Origin of the sequence: Enterococcus sp. E5-37, from assembly GCF_035726925.1 — a bacterium.
GTDB lineage: Bacteria > Bacillota > Bacilli > Lactobacillales > Enterococcaceae > Enterococcus_B > Enterococcus_B faecium.
The window spans coordinates 107,462-121,934 of sequence record NZ_JAPMLG010000002.1 but is presented as its reverse complement, the minus strand read 5'-3'; the positions used below and the strand labels follow the sequence as shown (position 1 = coordinate 121,934).

Below are 14,473 nucleotides of genomic sequence, written 5' to 3'. Positions count from 1 at the left end.
GCTAGTTATGTTGAATATTGGAGAAAAAGAATTTTGGTTTGTTGTAGGATCACAGCATTTATATGGGGAAGAAGCACTGCGAGAAGTAAAGAAACATGCACAAGAAATGGTCGATGAATTGAATGAAAATGGCCAATTGCCTTATCCAATCCGCCTTCAAGAATTAGCAGTTACTGCTGATACGATCACAAAAATCATGAAAGAGGTCAATTATCGAGAAGAAGTAGCAGGTGTGATCACTTGGATGCATACTTTCTCACCAGCAAAAATGTGGATCCGCGGGACAAAGCTTCTACAAAAACCATTGCTTCATTTAGCTACGCAATATAACGAAAGCATTCCTTGGAAAACGATCGATATGGATTTCATGAATTTAAATCAATCCGCTCATGGTGACCGCGAATATGGGTTCATCAATGCTCGATTAAATAAAAAAAATAAAATCGTCGTTGGCTACTGGAAACGACCTGAGATCCAAAAAGAGATTGCTGATTGGATGGATGTTGCAGTAGCCTATAATGAAAGTTTTGGAATAAAAGTGGCTCGTTTTGGTGACAACATGAGAAACGTGGGTGTCACAGAAGGAGACAAAGTGGAAGCACAGATTCAATTTGGTTGGACTGTTGATTATTTTGGTATCGGAGATCTTGTACAAGTAATCGATCGCGTATCAGACGAAGAAGTCGATCAATTATTTGAAGAGTACAAGGAATTGTATACCTTCGACTATGGTGATTATGAAGAAAAGACATGGGAGGAACATGTAAAAGTACAAGCTCAGCAGGAAATCGGTATTCGCCGTTTCTTAGAAGAAGGAGGCTATAACGCTTTTACGACTAATTTTGAAGACCTGTATGGAATGAAACAACTACCTGGACTAGCTGTACAACGTTTGATGGCAGAAGGATACGGTTTTGCCGGGGAAGGCGACTGGAAAACTGCAGCGATTGATCGGTTGCTGAAAATCATGGCTCGAGGGAAAGATACAGGATTCATGGAAGATTATACTTACGAGCTAGCTAGTGGCCAAGAAGCAATCTTGGAATCCCATATGATGGAAGTAGATCCGACGCTTGCTGCGACGAAACCAAGAATCGTTGTTTCTCCTTTATCAATGGGAGATAGAGAAGATCCGGCGCGTCTTGTATTTGATGGGAAAGCAGGAGAAGGAGTAGTCGTTTCGATGGCAGATTTCGGTACGCATTATAAACTGCTGATCAACGAAGTAGAAGCCTTTGAACCAACAACTGAAGCACCTAATTTGCCTGTTGCACGTGTGTTATGGAAAACTAAACCGAATTTCCATGAAGGTGTCCATTCATGGATTCAGGCAGGTGGCGGTCATCATACCGTTGTCTCGCTAAATCTAACAACAGATCAAATTGAAACGTGGGCAAAATTAGTTGAGTTGGAAACAGTGGTTATTAGATAAAAAGAGGTTGTGAAAAAGCCGCTTAGTTTTAAGAAATAAGAAGAGATTGACGAAATTTGCTTTTCAACTTTTTTGAAATTTAGTCTTATTATCAATGTCAGCTAACGGAACACCATTTATCAAGATATCTCACCCTCAATATTTTGCTCTCGAAAATAAGGCTTATGGCAGTAACTTGTCATAGCCTTATTTTTATCACTAAGCCTACTCTGCTCTAACTGCTCTTTTTGCTTCTAGGAAGTCAAATGGTAAACAGTTGTCTAATTGCAGAAATTTCGAGATACTTGTTAGTAAGGAGGGGGTTTTATGTATCACGTTCATTTGATTGATGCTATTCCAGAACAAGAGATAGAAAAGTTACAAGGGGAATATTTCAAAATAATAGATGATTTGCCAGCCGAAGGAATAGTTATTCGTAGTACGAAAGTGAAAGATGAATGGCTTACACCAGATTTGCTAGCAATTTCAAGAGCTGGTGTTGGGGTGAACACGATCAACGTTGAAAAAGCTTCTGAAAACGGGACGATCGTCATGAATACACCAGGTGTAAATGCTAATGCAGTAAAAGAGCTTGTTTTGTGCTGTTTGCTCTTATCTTCCCGTCCGATAATCGAAGCAAGTCGTATGGTACAAACACTAACAGGTCCTAATATTTTAGAACAGGCAGAAAACAAAAGAAGTGCTTATGTGGGACGAGAATTGCAAGGCAAAACCATCGGTCTTCTTGGTCTTGGAGCGATAGGCACAAAAGTAGCGCTAAGTTGCTATAGCTTAGGGATGGATGTCTTGGGTTATTCTATCCGCGATGCCCAGTTGGATTATGTTCGGCAAGCAGATTTAGAAACAGTTCTTTCTACCTCGGATTACATCGTAGTCATGCTGCCGTTGACAGAAGATACAAAAGGATTGATCGATCAGGCGAATATAGAAAAAATGAAAAAAGATGCTGTACTTATCAATGTAGGAAGAAGTGAAATTGTTGATAAATATGCTGTTATGCAAGCATTGGAAAAACAACATCTGGCCAAATACGTGACTGATTTCCCAGAAGAAGAGTTCTTAGAAAATGACCGTATACTTATGTTGCCTCATCTAGGGGGATCGACTCAGGAAGCTTTGGCAGACAGCGGACGTTTGGCAGTTGAAGCCTTAAAAGATTATCTTTTGCTCGGTACGGTTAGAGAAGCGGTCAATTATCCATCCGCACGAATGTTTTTCCAAGCGCCGTTTCGATTCACTATATTTTATCAAAAGAAAACCAATATATTAGCAGAGATATTTTCTCTGCTGAATGAGAACGAGCTAGCGATCGCAGATATATCGCGTAACCATAAGAATGAGCATGTCTACATATTGATTGACATAGACAGTACTGATTTTGAACAGCTCAATCAAGTGAAACAACAGCTAGAAAAAATTTCTGGAGTACGAAAGGTCCGCTTATTAAAGAAACCAGAAAGGCCATAAAGAAAGAGAATATTTGGATTTCATTAATTCTTCTTTCCGTTCTTTACTTTCGAATTTCGTACAACTAAAATAAGAGAAGCAACATTCTTTTATTGATAGAAATGAAGGAGCAAGCATTTGAAAAGATATATAAGCAGACTTTCGACCAAACAGAAAAAGATTTTAAAAGGAACAGCAGCAATCATCAGTATCTTTTTTCTTGTTGTTTTTAGTAATTTGTTTTTGCAGTGGTGTCAAAATGATCTATCCGTAGACCTTGCGTTGAAATTTGCTTTTTCTTGGCATACGGAAAAATTCTTCTTAGCCTGTCTCGTCTTGCTGATCATTCTTATTTTTCTGATTGCACTAGCAGGATCTGTCCCTTTAGGTTCCCTTACGTATGTCGTAGCCATCGGTGTATTAGGTTTTGCAAATTATATGAAAATGAGTTATCGGCAAGAACCGATTTATCCAGACGATTTGAAGATGATCACTGAAATCGGATTGCTGAAAGATATAACCGGCACTATGCTGTTTACAGTGATCTTAGCTGCCGTAGGAACCGTGCTAGGATTGTTTTGCTGGTACATGTTTCGAAGCCTGAAAAAAGGAAGGCGATTCCAATTGATCCGATTAACGACACTGCTTGTGGCAATTGGACTGCTAGGGTATATCAGTAATTTCAACAATCCCGATAATTTGTTGCGAAAAGCATATAATAAAACGGCACTATGGATACCTTACAGCCAGAAAATGAACTACTATAACACTGGTTTTATCGGTGGGTTTTTGTACAATCTGAAGGTAGAACCAATGGATGAACCTGAAGGATATTCGAAAGAAAAGATCAAAGAAATCACTGAAAAATACCAGAAGCTAGCCGATGAAAAAAATAAAACTGTAGAGGAAGAGTCGCCGAACATCGTGTTCGTGATGAGTGAAAGTTTCTCAGATCCTAGTCGATTAAACGGCGTAGAAGTATCTGGTGAGCCATTGGCAGATTATTATGAAGTAGCTGATCAAACATATAGTGGCAATATGCTTTCTCAAAACTATGGCGGTGGAACAGCAAATATCGAATTTGAAGCATTGACTGGTTTTTCTATGGCGTTATTTAATGCGCAACTCACCACCCCTTACACGATGCTTGTACCAAAAATGGATCAGCTTCCTTCTATCGTTTCAGCGTTAAACGCACAATCATACCAGACGACAGCGATCCATCCATACAATACTTCGATGTATAAAAGAGAGGATGTTTATCAGACATTAGGATTTGACCAGTTCATCAGCGAGCGTACGATGACCTATACGGATACGATAGAGAATAATCCATATATTTCTGATGAGTCAGCTTACAAAGAAGTAATGACACTTCTCAAGGAAGAAAAAACACCTCAGTTCATTCATTTAGTCACGATGCAGACACATATGCCTTACAATGGAAAGTATGATAGACTGGGCTATTCTGCAGAAATTTCAGATGGAAGTGGGACACTTGACTTAGAGAATTATCTGCAAGATATTTCCTATAGCAGCACGGCACTGAAGCAGTTCACGGAAGAATTGAAGAATCTTTCTAGAAGGACTTTAGTTGTTTTTTGGGGGGATCATCTGCCAGGGATCTATTCAGATACCATCCAAGCCAAAAATGATAAACAAACATTACACGAAACACAATTCTTGATGTTTGACAGCAAAGGGAAATTAGAAAAGCAAACGACTCAAGATGCAATCACCAGTCCTTTTTATTTTGCAGCGAATCTAATGGAACAGACGAATCAGACAACAAATGGCTTTTATCAGCTGCTTTTATCATTAGAACAGGAACTTCCGGCGTTTGAACGAGAACTGTACTATCAAAACGGACAGTGGTATAAAGAAGCGCAATTCAATCGCTCGCAACAAGAGATTTACGACGAATATCAATTGATCCAATATGACATTGTCGCAGGGAAACAATATAGTTTAGCAGATGGTTTCTTTGAGCACGAATAAGAATGGCGAGCTGTATAGAAACCATTAAATTTTTTCAAGTACTTGTCATTTGAGGATAAAAACAAGTAGAATAAATAATAACAACAATGGAGAAAGTAGGAAAACGAACATGTTACCGAATATTGGCTATTATGTGCAGTCCATCGATCAAATCGTCAAGGAAACAGAAGCAATCGGAGAAGGAATGCATCCGAAATATGAAGTGATCAGAAACGCAATCGATGAAGGAAAAACAAGTGACCTGGACAAATCGACTCTTGAAGAGATCATCCTGTTATTTGAAGAAGGAACAAAAAAATATCGGGCAATGCTCAAGAAAGTCAGTACATTGCGCCCACCAGCAAAAGCAATGGGCATTCATAAAAATTTTGAAAAAGCTTATCTTTCATATGTAGCAGGCTGTGAAGAAATGATTCAAAGTATTGATCTTGAGTCAGGGGTAGATAAAGATTTATTCAATACATCTGAAGCAAAACAAGACCAAGCGACAGACCAATTGACAGCTGCCATCCAAAAAATGACTAATTTGTTGTTGAAAAAATAAAAGAAATCTTTGATAACAATAAAAACTAGAGTTATCTAATATAAATGTAATATTACCTTTATGATAGAGTGATCAAAATCCTTTATGATAATGACATACCTATAACCAACAACAACCTTGTACTTACTCAAAATCGAGTAAATACTCCTTTTCCGTCGAGTCTAACCATCTCGGCGGTTTTTTATTTGTAGAAAAGAACATCAGGATAGACGGAAAAGTCTTGTCCTGATGTTCTTTTCAGATAGTATGGAAAGCTGATTAGTTTTCTACATTCTGTACATATTGTTCAAAGTAGTTCTGTAAATCGGCTTTGAGTTTCTGATATTCCTCTTCGCTATACTCTTTATCTTCGATTTTCCCATCAAAGAAAGGAATATTTAGTTCTTCCCGTAGTCTGTCTAATACGTCTTGCTGATTCATTTCATTCTCCTTTTCTTACTAACGATCAAAATAAACACAGACACATTCTGGTGCATAGACATCTTTTTTTAGTAATTCCAGTAATCCTGTTTCAGGATGACGGCGATATAATGTCAGATTATCGGTATTCTGATTGGCACACACGACAAAATTATTGCTTGGATCTAGTGCGAAATCGCGGGGAAAATCCCCTTCTGTTGAGATGATTTGCTTGTTTTGAATGTGGGAACCATCTTCAAAAACTGCGAATACAGCAATCGAGTTATGTCCTCGGTTAGAAGCATAAAGGAACTTGCCATCATTTGAAATGCGGATAGCTGCCCCTCCATTTTCACCGTCGAATTCTTCTGGCAAGGTCGATATTTTCTGTAATTCTTCAAAAGCACCTGTTTCTTTATTATAAGAAAGCACGCGGACTGTGCTGTCTAATTCACCAAATAAATAAGCGAATTGTCCATTTGGATGAAAGACAAGATGGCGAGGGCCTGTTCCTGGCTCTGCAGTGAAGGTAGTTACAAGATTCAATTTGCCGTTTTCGGACACATCATAAGTATACACACGATCTGTACCAAGATCACATACGACTAATCGTTGGTCAGGAGTCAGATCCGTATAGTGGACATGCGCATGATCTTGGTTTTTATGAGGACCTGTCGTTTCTTGATGGAATATTGAATCTGCTGCTTTCAGTTCGCCATCTCCTAATATATGGTAGACATTTACTTCACCTTTATGATAGTTCGCCCCGTATAGTAATTGACGTGCTTCATCAACCGCTACATAACACAAAGGAGCGCCAGACTCTGTTACCGCATTCAAAAAATGAAAATCCTTATCGTACGCACCGGCACCACCTAATCCATCCACACTAGTAACTGTGTAAAGATTGCCAGCTTTACTTTTTGCTACATAGGTAGGGCTATTTTCTTCAACAGCTAATGAAAGGTTGGCTAATTCTTCTTTTTCTGTATCAAGGTCGATCGTATAGATTCCTTTACTTTCGCGACGCGTATAGGTTCCTAAAATTATCTTTTCGATCATATGAGCTGATTCCTCCTAATTGTAATGAAATAGTTTTCGTTTTTATTCTATCACATAATTATTCCACACGGCTAAAGAATGAGAATGTGTTATACTGTTTTTGAAAGCAATTAAAGGAGAGAGTGCAATGATTCAGGCAAAGATTACAGAAATTGGGACAGAAGCAATAAACAAGGAAGAACCCATGCTGATTTTGTTCGATAAAACAGCAACAGCTGCCTTACGAAAATATTCGGTGATTCAAGAAGTATCAAAAGACGAACCTTTTTCTTTGAAAGCAGGCGGAACAATTGCTTTTGATGATCAGGTATATACGATCGATTATGTCGGTCCGATGGCCAATGGGAATTTAGAGACAGTAGCTCACGTATCATTGATTTTTGATGCTTGTCCAGAAGAAGGACAAATTGCAAATGGAATCTATCTTCATCCGCATAGACTGCCTGCTATTGGTTTGGGAAGCCAAATTTTTTATAACTAACAGGAGGAATTATGGAAGGAAAAAATAAGAAGAACAGACCGGTGTCGTGGTTTTGGCGCTGGTTTTTAAATAATCAAGTAGTCACAGCCTTACTTGTTGTATTGTTAATATTGCTGATCGTCTTTTTATTTACAAAAGTTTCATATTTGTTTGCACCAATCTGGCAATTTTTAGCAATCGTAGGTCTGCCTATCATTTTAGCAGGAATCTTGTATTACTTGATGAATCCGGTAGTTGATTACTTTGAAAAGCGAAAAGTACCAAGGCTTTACAGTATCATTGGGCTGTTTGTTTTGGTTGTTGCACTAATCGCATGGGGGAGCGTAGTGATCATCCCTAAGATTCAGGAACAAACAGTGAGCTTCATCAGTAACTTCCCTCAATATGTAGATACGATTGATAATAAATTAACCGAGATTTTGCGGGACCCGCTGTTCAACCAATTTCGCGAACAGTTGGAAACAGCAGGTGATAAGTTCATGAATTCGGCAGGCGATATGATCCAAGATATATCTAAGAGTACAGTTCAGAGTCTTGGAAGTTTTGTCGGCGCGGTAGCGACTATTTTAGTGGCTCTGCTGACGATGCCGTTTATCTTATTTTATCTATTGAAAGACGGTAAACAATTAGCACCTTATTTTGTCAAATTTTTACCGACACGCATGCAAAAACCGACGTTGAATGTGCTGAGTGAAATGAATAGTCAAGTTTCTTCTTATATAAGAGGACAACTAACTGTGGCTTTTGCTGTGGCAATCATGTTTATGATTGGTTTTGCGGTCATTGGTTTAGAGTATGCTGTCACGTTGGGGATTATTGCGGGTTTTTTGAACCTGATCCCTTACTTAGGATCATTTTTAGCGATGATTCCGGCTATCTTTTTAGCCATTGTAGCAGGTCCATTCATGATCATCAAAGTACTGATCGTTTTTGCAGTAGAGCAGACAATAGAAGGACGCTTGATCTCTCCATTAGTACTAGGGAATCAGTTAGCAATCCATCCAGTAACGATTTTATTAGTTCTGCTGACTTCTGGGAAATTGTTCGGAATCATCGGTGTGATCTTGGGGATTCCTGTTTATGCAGCAGCTAAAGTAGTGATTACTCATGTTTTTGAATGGTACACAACAATCTCTTCTCTTTATGAAGAAAATCCGTTGAAAAAGCAGAAAGAATAACAAAAAGAGACAGATGGGAAAATATCCAAGGCACAAATGCTGCTTTGAAGATTTTTTCCTCTGTCTCTTTTGTATGCATTTATCTCAATTTTTAAAATGATTTACCTAAAGCAGCAGCTTTATCTAATGCATTTTGCATCAACTCATCTGCACGGTCAGGGTCATAATCGATTCCTTCGATGAATAGCTGATCTACTTGATCGATGCCTACAAAGTTTAAAATACCTTTTACATATTGAGAGGCAAAGTCTTGTCCGTTGTATACACCGCCATTAGATTGGATGTGCAGTGCTTTTTTACCTGTCACTAATCCTTCTGGCCCGTTTTCTGTATAGCGGAACGTTTTTCCAGCTACATTGACGGTATCGAACCAAGCTTTTAATTTTGTTGGGATATTTAGATTCCATAAGGCGTTTGCGATAACGATTTTATCAGCAGCAAGGAACTGATCAGTCAATTCATTGAAACGAGCAATTTTTTGTTGTTGACTTTCTGATAAGGAAGTGAATTCTGCACCAGCACGTAATGCTTCCCAACCTGATAATAATTCTTCATCGATTTCCGGAATATCATCGCGATAAAGTTCCAAAACAGTCACTTCATCATCTGGATGATTTTCTTTATAACTTGTTAAAAAAGACGTCAATGCCTTAACTGTGCGCGATTCTTCTGCAGTTAGGGGATGACCTTTGACTACTAAAACAGATGCCATATGCTTACCTTCTCCTTTTATTGCTATGATTGTTATAACTATGACTAACAAAATCAGTTTACTCGAAAAAGAAAAGGCTATCAAGTCATATTGATAAGGTTGAAGAATAAATAACTAAAAAAAGACAGGATATAAAAGAGGCTGTGACACGATTTTTTGTCACAGCCTCTTTTGAATCTAGCAAGCAATGTTCAAGCAACACTCGACTGAAGAGCTTCCATCCCACCAATGATATAAACAGCACGAAAACCATTAGCAGTAAGTTGATCGGCTAATGCCTCTGATCGCCTGCCTGTATAGCTTAGAATATAATAAAGTTTCTTTGGATCTAGATTTTTTAATTGTCTTGGCAAGATAGCAGCGGGGATAGAAAGCGAGTGGCTTAAGTGTTTTTTTGTGTAATCTAAAGTATTTCTTGTATCTAAAACGATGCTGTCAGCATCGAGCGGCAATTTATTGAAGTCTTGGACACTAATTGATTGGGCCATTTATCTCATCCTTTGTTTAGTATGTGGCTATTTTAAAGGGCAGCTCTCATTAATTCAAATGGAAGGATTCCTCTTATCACTTTTTTAATGTATCGGATAATAATGAAAAAAACTATGCAAATGTCTTGCAAAACAGGTGGGAGGTGTTATAATGACATAGCGTCATATGACAATGTGTCATCTTAGAAGAATGGAGGATCCATATGCCGACACAGACATTTTTCCATTTGCCGAAAGAAAAACAAAAAAGGTTAATTGAAGCGGCGAGAATCGAGTTTTCTAGAGTACCTTTAAAAGAAGCCTCGATTGCTAATATCGTCAAATTAGCGGATATCCCTAGAGGCAGTTTCTATCAGTATTTTGAAGATAAAGAGGATCTTTATTTTTATTACTTTGAGACAATGAGACGTGACAGCTCTAAAGATATGTTGCAACTAATGAAAGAATCCGATGGTGATCTATTCAAAGGATTCGAATCCTATTTTTCTAAAATGATTTATGAGATTTTGGAAGGTGAGAATGCTTCTTTTTATCGTAACTTGTTTATGAACATGGATTACCGTGCCTCAAGAAAAATCGCTCCTCATACGAGTCGCCAAAAAACGCCTCATGATCCACATAAAGAACACAAACAAGATGCAAAAGAGTTGCTTGAATTGATTGATCGGACGAAGCTGAAAGTAAAAAATGATCATGAATTGGAATTACTGATCCAATTAGTGATGAATACTGTATTTACAACAATTGCGCATTCGTATCGCTTATTTTCAACATCTGAAGATTACTCAGTAGAGCAAGCAATCAGTGAATTCAATTTGAAACTTTCTTGGCTGAAAAACGGAGTATATAAATAGAAAGAAGGGAACTAGATGCTAAAAATCGTAAAACGGATCTCCTTGACTTCAGCAATTGCAGCTGCAGTTTTCATGGTGATCCAAGTACTGGCAGATTTATATTTGCCGACACTTACCTCCAATATTATTGATAAAGGGGTAGCGCAAGGAGATGTCGATTATATTTGGCATACAGGTTTTGTGATGATCGGTTTTTCTTTGATCAGTATCTTAGCTGCTATTGCAAATACATTTTTTGCTACTCGAGAATCACAGAAACTGGGTAAGCAGTTACGTACGGATGTCTATAAAAAATCAGAGAGTCTGACAAAAGATGTGTTTGATAAATACGGAACGGCCTCTTTGATCACAAGAACGACCAATGATGTGACTCAAATCCAAATGGTTACACAAATGTTTTTACGTATGATGATCAATGCACCAATCACGTTGATTGGCGCAAGCATACTTGCTTATCAAAAAGATCATCAGTTGACAAAGATCTTCTTAGTCGTCATTCCAGTAATGATTATTTTGATTGGCGGAATCATGTATTTTGCTGTTCCATTATTCAAAAGCATGCAAAAGAAAACTGACCGTTTAAACCTGGTATTTCGAGAAGGATTGACAGGGGTCAGAGTGATTCGAGCATTCGATAAGACACGCTTTGAAGAAAATCGTTTTGATTTAGCGAATAAAGATTATACAAATACGGCAATCAAAGTTAATACGATCGTCGCATTGATGATGCCGATGATGACATTGATCATGAGCGGTACAAACGTAGCAATCACTTGGTTTGGTGGACACTACATAGCAGATATGACTTTGGAAGTCGGTAATCTGATTGCATTTATGACTTATGCGATGCAGATCTTGATCAGCTTTATGATGCTTTCCGCTATTTTTATCATGGTGCCTCGTGCACAAGCTTCAGCTGACCGTATTAATGAAGTGTTGGATGAAAAAATCGGTATCCATGACCCTGAAAATCCTAAAACAGTTTCTTTTGCTGGAAAAAACGCAACATTGGCCTTCAATCATGTCAATTATCGATATCATGGAGCAGAAAAACTTGCATTGGAAGATATTGATTTCCAAGCCAAGTCGGGCGAGATCGTCGCAATCATAGGGGGGACTGGTTCAGGTAAAACGACCTTAGTCAATTTGATCCCTCGATTATATGACATCGAATCTGGTTCGATCCAAATAAATGGAACGGACATTAGTGACATGACTCAATATAATTTGCGAGAATTAATGGGCTTTGTTCCTCAAAAAGCAGTTCTGTTCTCTGGAACGATCCGAGACAATATGCAGTATGGTAAGCCGGATGCAACAGATGAAATGATTTGGAAAGCATTAGAAATCGCACAAGCTAAAGATTTTGTTTCAGAGATGGAAGATGGCTTAGATAGCCATGTGGAACAAGGAGGAGGAAACTTCTCTGGTGGACAAAGACAGCGTCTGGCAATTGCACGGGCATTAGTCAAAACAGCAGATATCTATGTGTTTGATGATTCCTTCTCAGCGTTGGATTTCAAAACGGATGCCAATCTTCGCCAAGCATTGAAAACGAATATGAAAGAAAGTATCACCGTTTTAGTTGCTCAACGAGTAAGTACAGTAATGGATGCAGATATGATCCTTGTGCTAGATGAAGGAAAACTGGTTGGCAAAGGAACACATGAAGAACTATTAGCAACAAACGAAACTTATCAAGAAATCGTTCATTCACAACTAAGAGAGGAGGACTTAGCATGAGTAAAACAAACACACGTCCCTCTCATGGACCAGCAGGCGGTCCAGGACATGGTGGACCTGGCAGAAATCTCGGTGTAAAAGGTGAAAAGCCTAAAAATTTCTGGGGAACGGTACGCCGATTGTTTGGCTATATGTCTAAACGTATGGTTGCGATCATCGCTGTATTTGTACTAGCAATAGCAGCCGTGATCTTCCAAATCCAAACACCAAAGGTCTTGGGGAAAGCAACCACAGAAATATTCAAAGGTGTAATGGCTGGCGCTCAACAGATGCAACAAGGCCAACAAGTAACAAAATTTCCGATAGACTTTGATAAAATCGCGCAGATCATTGCGACAGTAATCGTGATGTATTTGATTTCTGCTGTATTCAACTTTTTACAGCAATTTATTATGACACGTGTTTCCCAACGAACAGTTTATGAATTACGTCATGATTTGGAAGCCAAAATGAATCGTGTACCGATTTCCTATTATGATACACATACAAATGGGGATATCATGTCTCGAGCAATCAATGATATGGATAACATCGCAAGCACGCTGCAGCAAAATTTGACTCAATTTGTAACTAGTGCAGTCACATTGATTGGGGTCATCGTGATGATGCTTTCAATCAGCTGGCAATTGACGTTAGTCGCGTTATTGATGATCCCTTTAAGCTTGATCATCGTGATGATCGTAGCGCCGAAATCACAAGTGTTTTTCGCAGATCAGCAAAAAAGTTTAGGTTTATTGAATAACCAAGTAGAAGAAACATATGGTGGTCATACCATTGTTAAAACATTCAATCATACTGAAAAAGACCAGGAAGTATTTGAAAAAGAAAATCAGAATCTGTATGCCGCTGGTTGGAAAGCTCAATTTATTTCGGCAATCATCATGCCGTTGATGAATTTTGTTAAAAATCTAGGCTATGTGTTCGTCGCTGTACTAGGCGGAGTAAAAGTTGCAAATGGGAACATGACATTAGGGGATGTTCAAGCGTTCTTGCAATATACAACACAGTTCTCTCAACCAATCACTCAACTTGCAAGTTTGATGAACACTATCCAATCAACAGTTGCTTCAGCCGAACGGGTATTTGAAGTGTTGGATGAAGAAGAGATGTCCAATGAAAAATCTGGCCTTCCAGAAGAAAAAGATACACCATACAAAGTTCGTTTTGAAAATGTTCAATTCGGCTACACACCAGATAACTTGCTAATGACTGATTTTAACTTGGATGTCAAACCTGGTGAGATGGTCGCTATTGTAGGTCCGACTGGTGCAGGGAAGACGACACTGATCAACCTTCTTGAACGGTTCTACGATGTTTCTGGAGGTAGTATTCGTTACGATGGTGTAGATACCCGTGATCTTTCACGTGATGAATTGCGCGCACAGTTTTCAATGGTACTGCAAGATACTTGGCTGTTTACAGGAAGTATCTATGACAATATCAAATATGGGAACGACGATGCAACAGACGAACAAATCATTGAGGCTGCTAAAGCTGCTCACGTAGACGATTTTGTTCGTAAATTGCCAGAAGGATATAACACTGTATTAAACGAGGATGCAAGCAATATTTCGCAAGGGCAGCGTCAGCTAATCACAATTGCGCGGGCATTCTTAGCAAATCCGGATGTCCTGATCCTTGATGAAGCAACATCTAGTGTAGATACACGAACAGAAATACTGATTCAAAAAGCGATGAACCGCCTATTGGAAAACCGGACAAGTTTCGTTGTTGCTCACCGCTTGTCTACAATACGCGATGCAGACAACATTATTGTGATGAATCATGGTTCGATCGTAGAAACAGGAAACCACGATACATTGATGGAAAAAGACGGATTCTATGCAGATCTTTATAACAGTCAGTTTTCTGAAGAAGAAGCTTCATAGAATAGTACAAATTTATTATTTTTTTTTAGGGGCTGTGACAAAAGTCGTGTCACAGTCCCTTTTTCCGAATAAACGGTGTTCAATCAGCTGTCCTTCGGTATTAGCTCAAAAAACGGCAAAATATGAGAAGCTATTTTTCCGTTTTGTTTCTCTAATACTCAGGTCAAACCGCTGATTTTACAACCTCTTCCTTAAACGGTGTTCAAAAGCTTGCATCTGCGGTAATAAGCCCAACCAAACGAAAAAT

The 14,473-nt window shown here is 38.6% G+C and carries 14 protein-coding genes; 9 read left to right on the top strand and 5 right to left on the bottom strand.

All coding sequences use genetic code 11. The annotated features are described in order from the left end of the window. Nucleotides 1–7: 7 nt before the first annotated feature. The gene (gene araA, locus OS138_RS02155; RefSeq protein WP_087626429.1) at nucleotides 8–1,432 is read left to right on the top strand and encodes an L-arabinose isomerase; all 1,425 of its coding nucleotides are present in this window, start codon (nucleotides 8–10) and stop codon (nucleotides 1,430–1,432) included. Nucleotides 1,433–1,738: 306 nt separating this feature from the next. Then, nucleotides 1,739–2,899 carry an NAD(P)-dependent oxidoreductase gene (locus OS138_RS02150; RefSeq protein ID WP_325069626.1) on the top strand — a complete coding sequence of 387 codons (1,161 nt, stop codon included), beginning with the start codon at nucleotides 1,739–1,741 and terminating at the stop codon, nucleotides 2,897–2,899. Here OS138_RS02150 and OS138_RS02145 read toward each other — a convergent pair. Beyond that, complete coding sequence (locus tag OS138_RS02145; RefSeq protein WP_002321042.1) at nucleotides 2,876–3,016, bottom strand: hypothetical protein; 141 nt, start codon at nucleotides 3,014–3,016, stop codon at nucleotides 2,876–2,878. The genes OS138_RS02150 and OS138_RS02145 overlap by 24 nt on opposite strands. Between OS138_RS02145 and OS138_RS02140 the strand changes: the two genes are divergently transcribed. Then, on the top strand, nucleotides 3,017–4,876 hold the full coding sequence (locus OS138_RS02140; RefSeq protein ID WP_325069625.1) for an LTA synthase family protein: 1,860 nt from the start codon (nucleotides 3,017–3,019) through the stop codon (nucleotides 4,874–4,876). Nucleotides 4,877–4,985: 109 nt separating this feature from the next. Beyond that, entirely contained in the window at nucleotides 4,986–5,420 is a 435-nt protein-coding gene (locus tag OS138_RS02135; protein WP_002307190.1) for a hypothetical protein, read from the top strand. A gap of 258 nt (nucleotides 5,421–5,678) precedes the next feature. Here the strand turns inward: OS138_RS02135 and OS138_RS02130 are convergent, their stop codons facing one another. Together OS138_RS02130 and OS138_RS02125 are read right to left on the bottom strand one after the other, a co-directional pair. Then, nucleotides 5,679–5,840 carry a hypothetical protein gene (locus OS138_RS02130; RefSeq protein WP_002287277.1) on the bottom strand — a complete coding sequence of 54 codons (162 nt, stop codon included), beginning with the start codon at nucleotides 5,838–5,840 and terminating at the stop codon, nucleotides 5,679–5,681. A gap of 18 nt (nucleotides 5,841–5,858) precedes the next feature. Beyond that, the gene (locus OS138_RS02125; RefSeq protein WP_002318648.1) at nucleotides 5,859–6,881 is read right to left on the bottom strand and encodes a lactonase family protein; all 1,023 of its coding nucleotides are present in this window, start codon (nucleotides 6,879–6,881) and stop codon (nucleotides 5,859–5,861) included. A 127-nt stretch (nucleotides 6,882–7,008) separates the two neighbouring features. Between OS138_RS02125 and OS138_RS02120 the strand changes: the two genes are divergently transcribed. Then, a complete protein-coding gene (locus tag OS138_RS02120) occupies nucleotides 7,009–7,362 on the top strand; it encodes a PTS glucitol/sorbitol transporter subunit IIA (RefSeq protein WP_002294113.1) in 354 nt (117 codons plus the stop codon). An 11-nt stretch (nucleotides 7,363–7,373) separates the two neighbouring features. Beyond that, nucleotides 7,374–8,540, top strand: coding sequence for an AI-2E family transporter (locus OS138_RS02115; protein WP_002287273.1), 1,167 nt, complete (start codon nucleotides 7,374–7,376; stop codon nucleotides 8,538–8,540). 91 nt (nucleotides 8,541–8,631) lie between these two features. Here OS138_RS02115 and OS138_RS02110 read toward each other — a convergent pair whose 3' ends face one another. Continuing rightward, entirely contained in the window at nucleotides 8,632–9,252 is a 621-nt protein-coding gene (locus tag OS138_RS02110; protein WP_002287272.1) for an NAD(P)H-dependent oxidoreductase, read from the bottom strand. A 191-nt stretch (nucleotides 9,253–9,443) separates the two neighbouring features. After that, on the bottom strand, nucleotides 9,444–9,740 hold the full coding sequence (locus OS138_RS02105; protein ID WP_087626432.1) for a rhodanese-like domain-containing protein: 297 nt from the start codon (nucleotides 9,738–9,740) through the stop codon (nucleotides 9,444–9,446). Nucleotides 9,741–9,943: 203 nt separating this feature from the next. Between OS138_RS02105 and OS138_RS02100 the strand changes: the two genes are divergently transcribed. Genes OS138_RS02100 through OS138_RS02090 form a run of 3 tightly spaced genes read left to right on the top strand, consistent with a single transcriptional unit; the run spans nucleotide 9,944 to nucleotide 14,226 of the window. After that, on the top strand, nucleotides 9,944–10,594 hold the full coding sequence (locus tag OS138_RS02100; protein WP_002340252.1) for a TetR/AcrR family transcriptional regulator: 651 nt from the start codon (nucleotides 9,944–9,946) through the stop codon (nucleotides 10,592–10,594). A gap of 15 nt (nucleotides 10,595–10,609) precedes the next feature. Beyond that, nucleotides 10,610–12,337 carry an ABC transporter ATP-binding protein gene (locus OS138_RS02095; protein ID WP_311801890.1) on the top strand — a complete coding sequence of 576 codons (1,728 nt, stop codon included), beginning with the start codon at nucleotides 10,610–10,612 and terminating at the stop codon, nucleotides 12,335–12,337. Beyond that, nucleotides 12,334–14,226, top strand: coding sequence for an ABC transporter ATP-binding protein (locus OS138_RS02090; protein ID WP_002287265.1), 1,893 nt, complete (start codon nucleotides 12,334–12,336; stop codon nucleotides 14,224–14,226). The genes OS138_RS02095 and OS138_RS02090 overlap by 4 nt, the downstream gene beginning before the upstream one ends. The last annotated feature ends 247 nt before the right edge of the window (nucleotides 14,227–14,473 follow it).

What these genes read in the sequence shown, in the direction of transcription:
- OS138_RS02125 (WP_002318648.1), bottom strand. Translation starts at nt 6,881, where the DNA reads ATGATCGAAAAGATAATTTTAGGAACCTATACGCGTCGCGAAAGTAAA.
- OS138_RS02130 (WP_002287277.1), bottom strand. Translation starts at nt 5,840, where the DNA reads ATGAATCAGCAAGACGTATTAGACAGACTACGGGAAGAACTAAATATT.
- OS138_RS02090 (WP_002287265.1), top strand. Translation starts at nt 12,334, where the DNA reads ATGAGTAAAACAAACACACGTCCCTCTCATGGACCAGCAGGCGGTCCA.
- OS138_RS02120 (WP_002294113.1), top strand. Translation starts at nt 7,009, where the DNA reads ATGATTCAGGCAAAGATTACAGAAATTGGGACAGAAGCAATAAACAAG.
- OS138_RS02115 (WP_002287273.1), top strand. Translation starts at nt 7,374, where the DNA reads ATGGAAGGAAAAAATAAGAAGAACAGACCGGTGTCGTGGTTTTGGCGC.
- araA (WP_087626429.1), top strand. Translation starts at nt 8, where the DNA reads ATGTTGAATATTGGAGAAAAAGAATTTTGGTTTGTTGTAGGATCACAG.
- OS138_RS02105 (WP_087626432.1), bottom strand. Translation starts at nt 9,740, where the DNA reads ATGGCCCAATCAATTAGTGTCCAAGACTTCAATAAATTGCCGCTCGAT.
- OS138_RS02150 (WP_325069626.1), top strand. Translation starts at nt 1,739, where the DNA reads ATGTATCACGTTCATTTGATTGATGCTATTCCAGAACAAGAGATAGAA.
- OS138_RS02100 (WP_002340252.1), top strand. Translation starts at nt 9,944, where the DNA reads ATGCCGACACAGACATTTTTCCATTTGCCGAAAGAAAAACAAAAAAGG.
- OS138_RS02135 (WP_002307190.1), top strand. Translation starts at nt 4,986, where the DNA reads ATGTTACCGAATATTGGCTATTATGTGCAGTCCATCGATCAAATCGTC.
- OS138_RS02110 (WP_002287272.1), bottom strand. Translation starts at nt 9,252, where the DNA reads ATGGCATCTGTTTTAGTAGTCAAAGGTCATCCCCTAACTGCAGAAGAA.
- OS138_RS02095 (WP_311801890.1), top strand. Translation starts at nt 10,610, where the DNA reads ATGCTAAAAATCGTAAAACGGATCTCCTTGACTTCAGCAATTGCAGCT.
- OS138_RS02145 (WP_002321042.1), bottom strand. Translation starts at nt 3,016, where the DNA reads ATGCTTGCTCCTTCATTTCTATCAATAAAAGAATGTTGCTTCTCTTAT.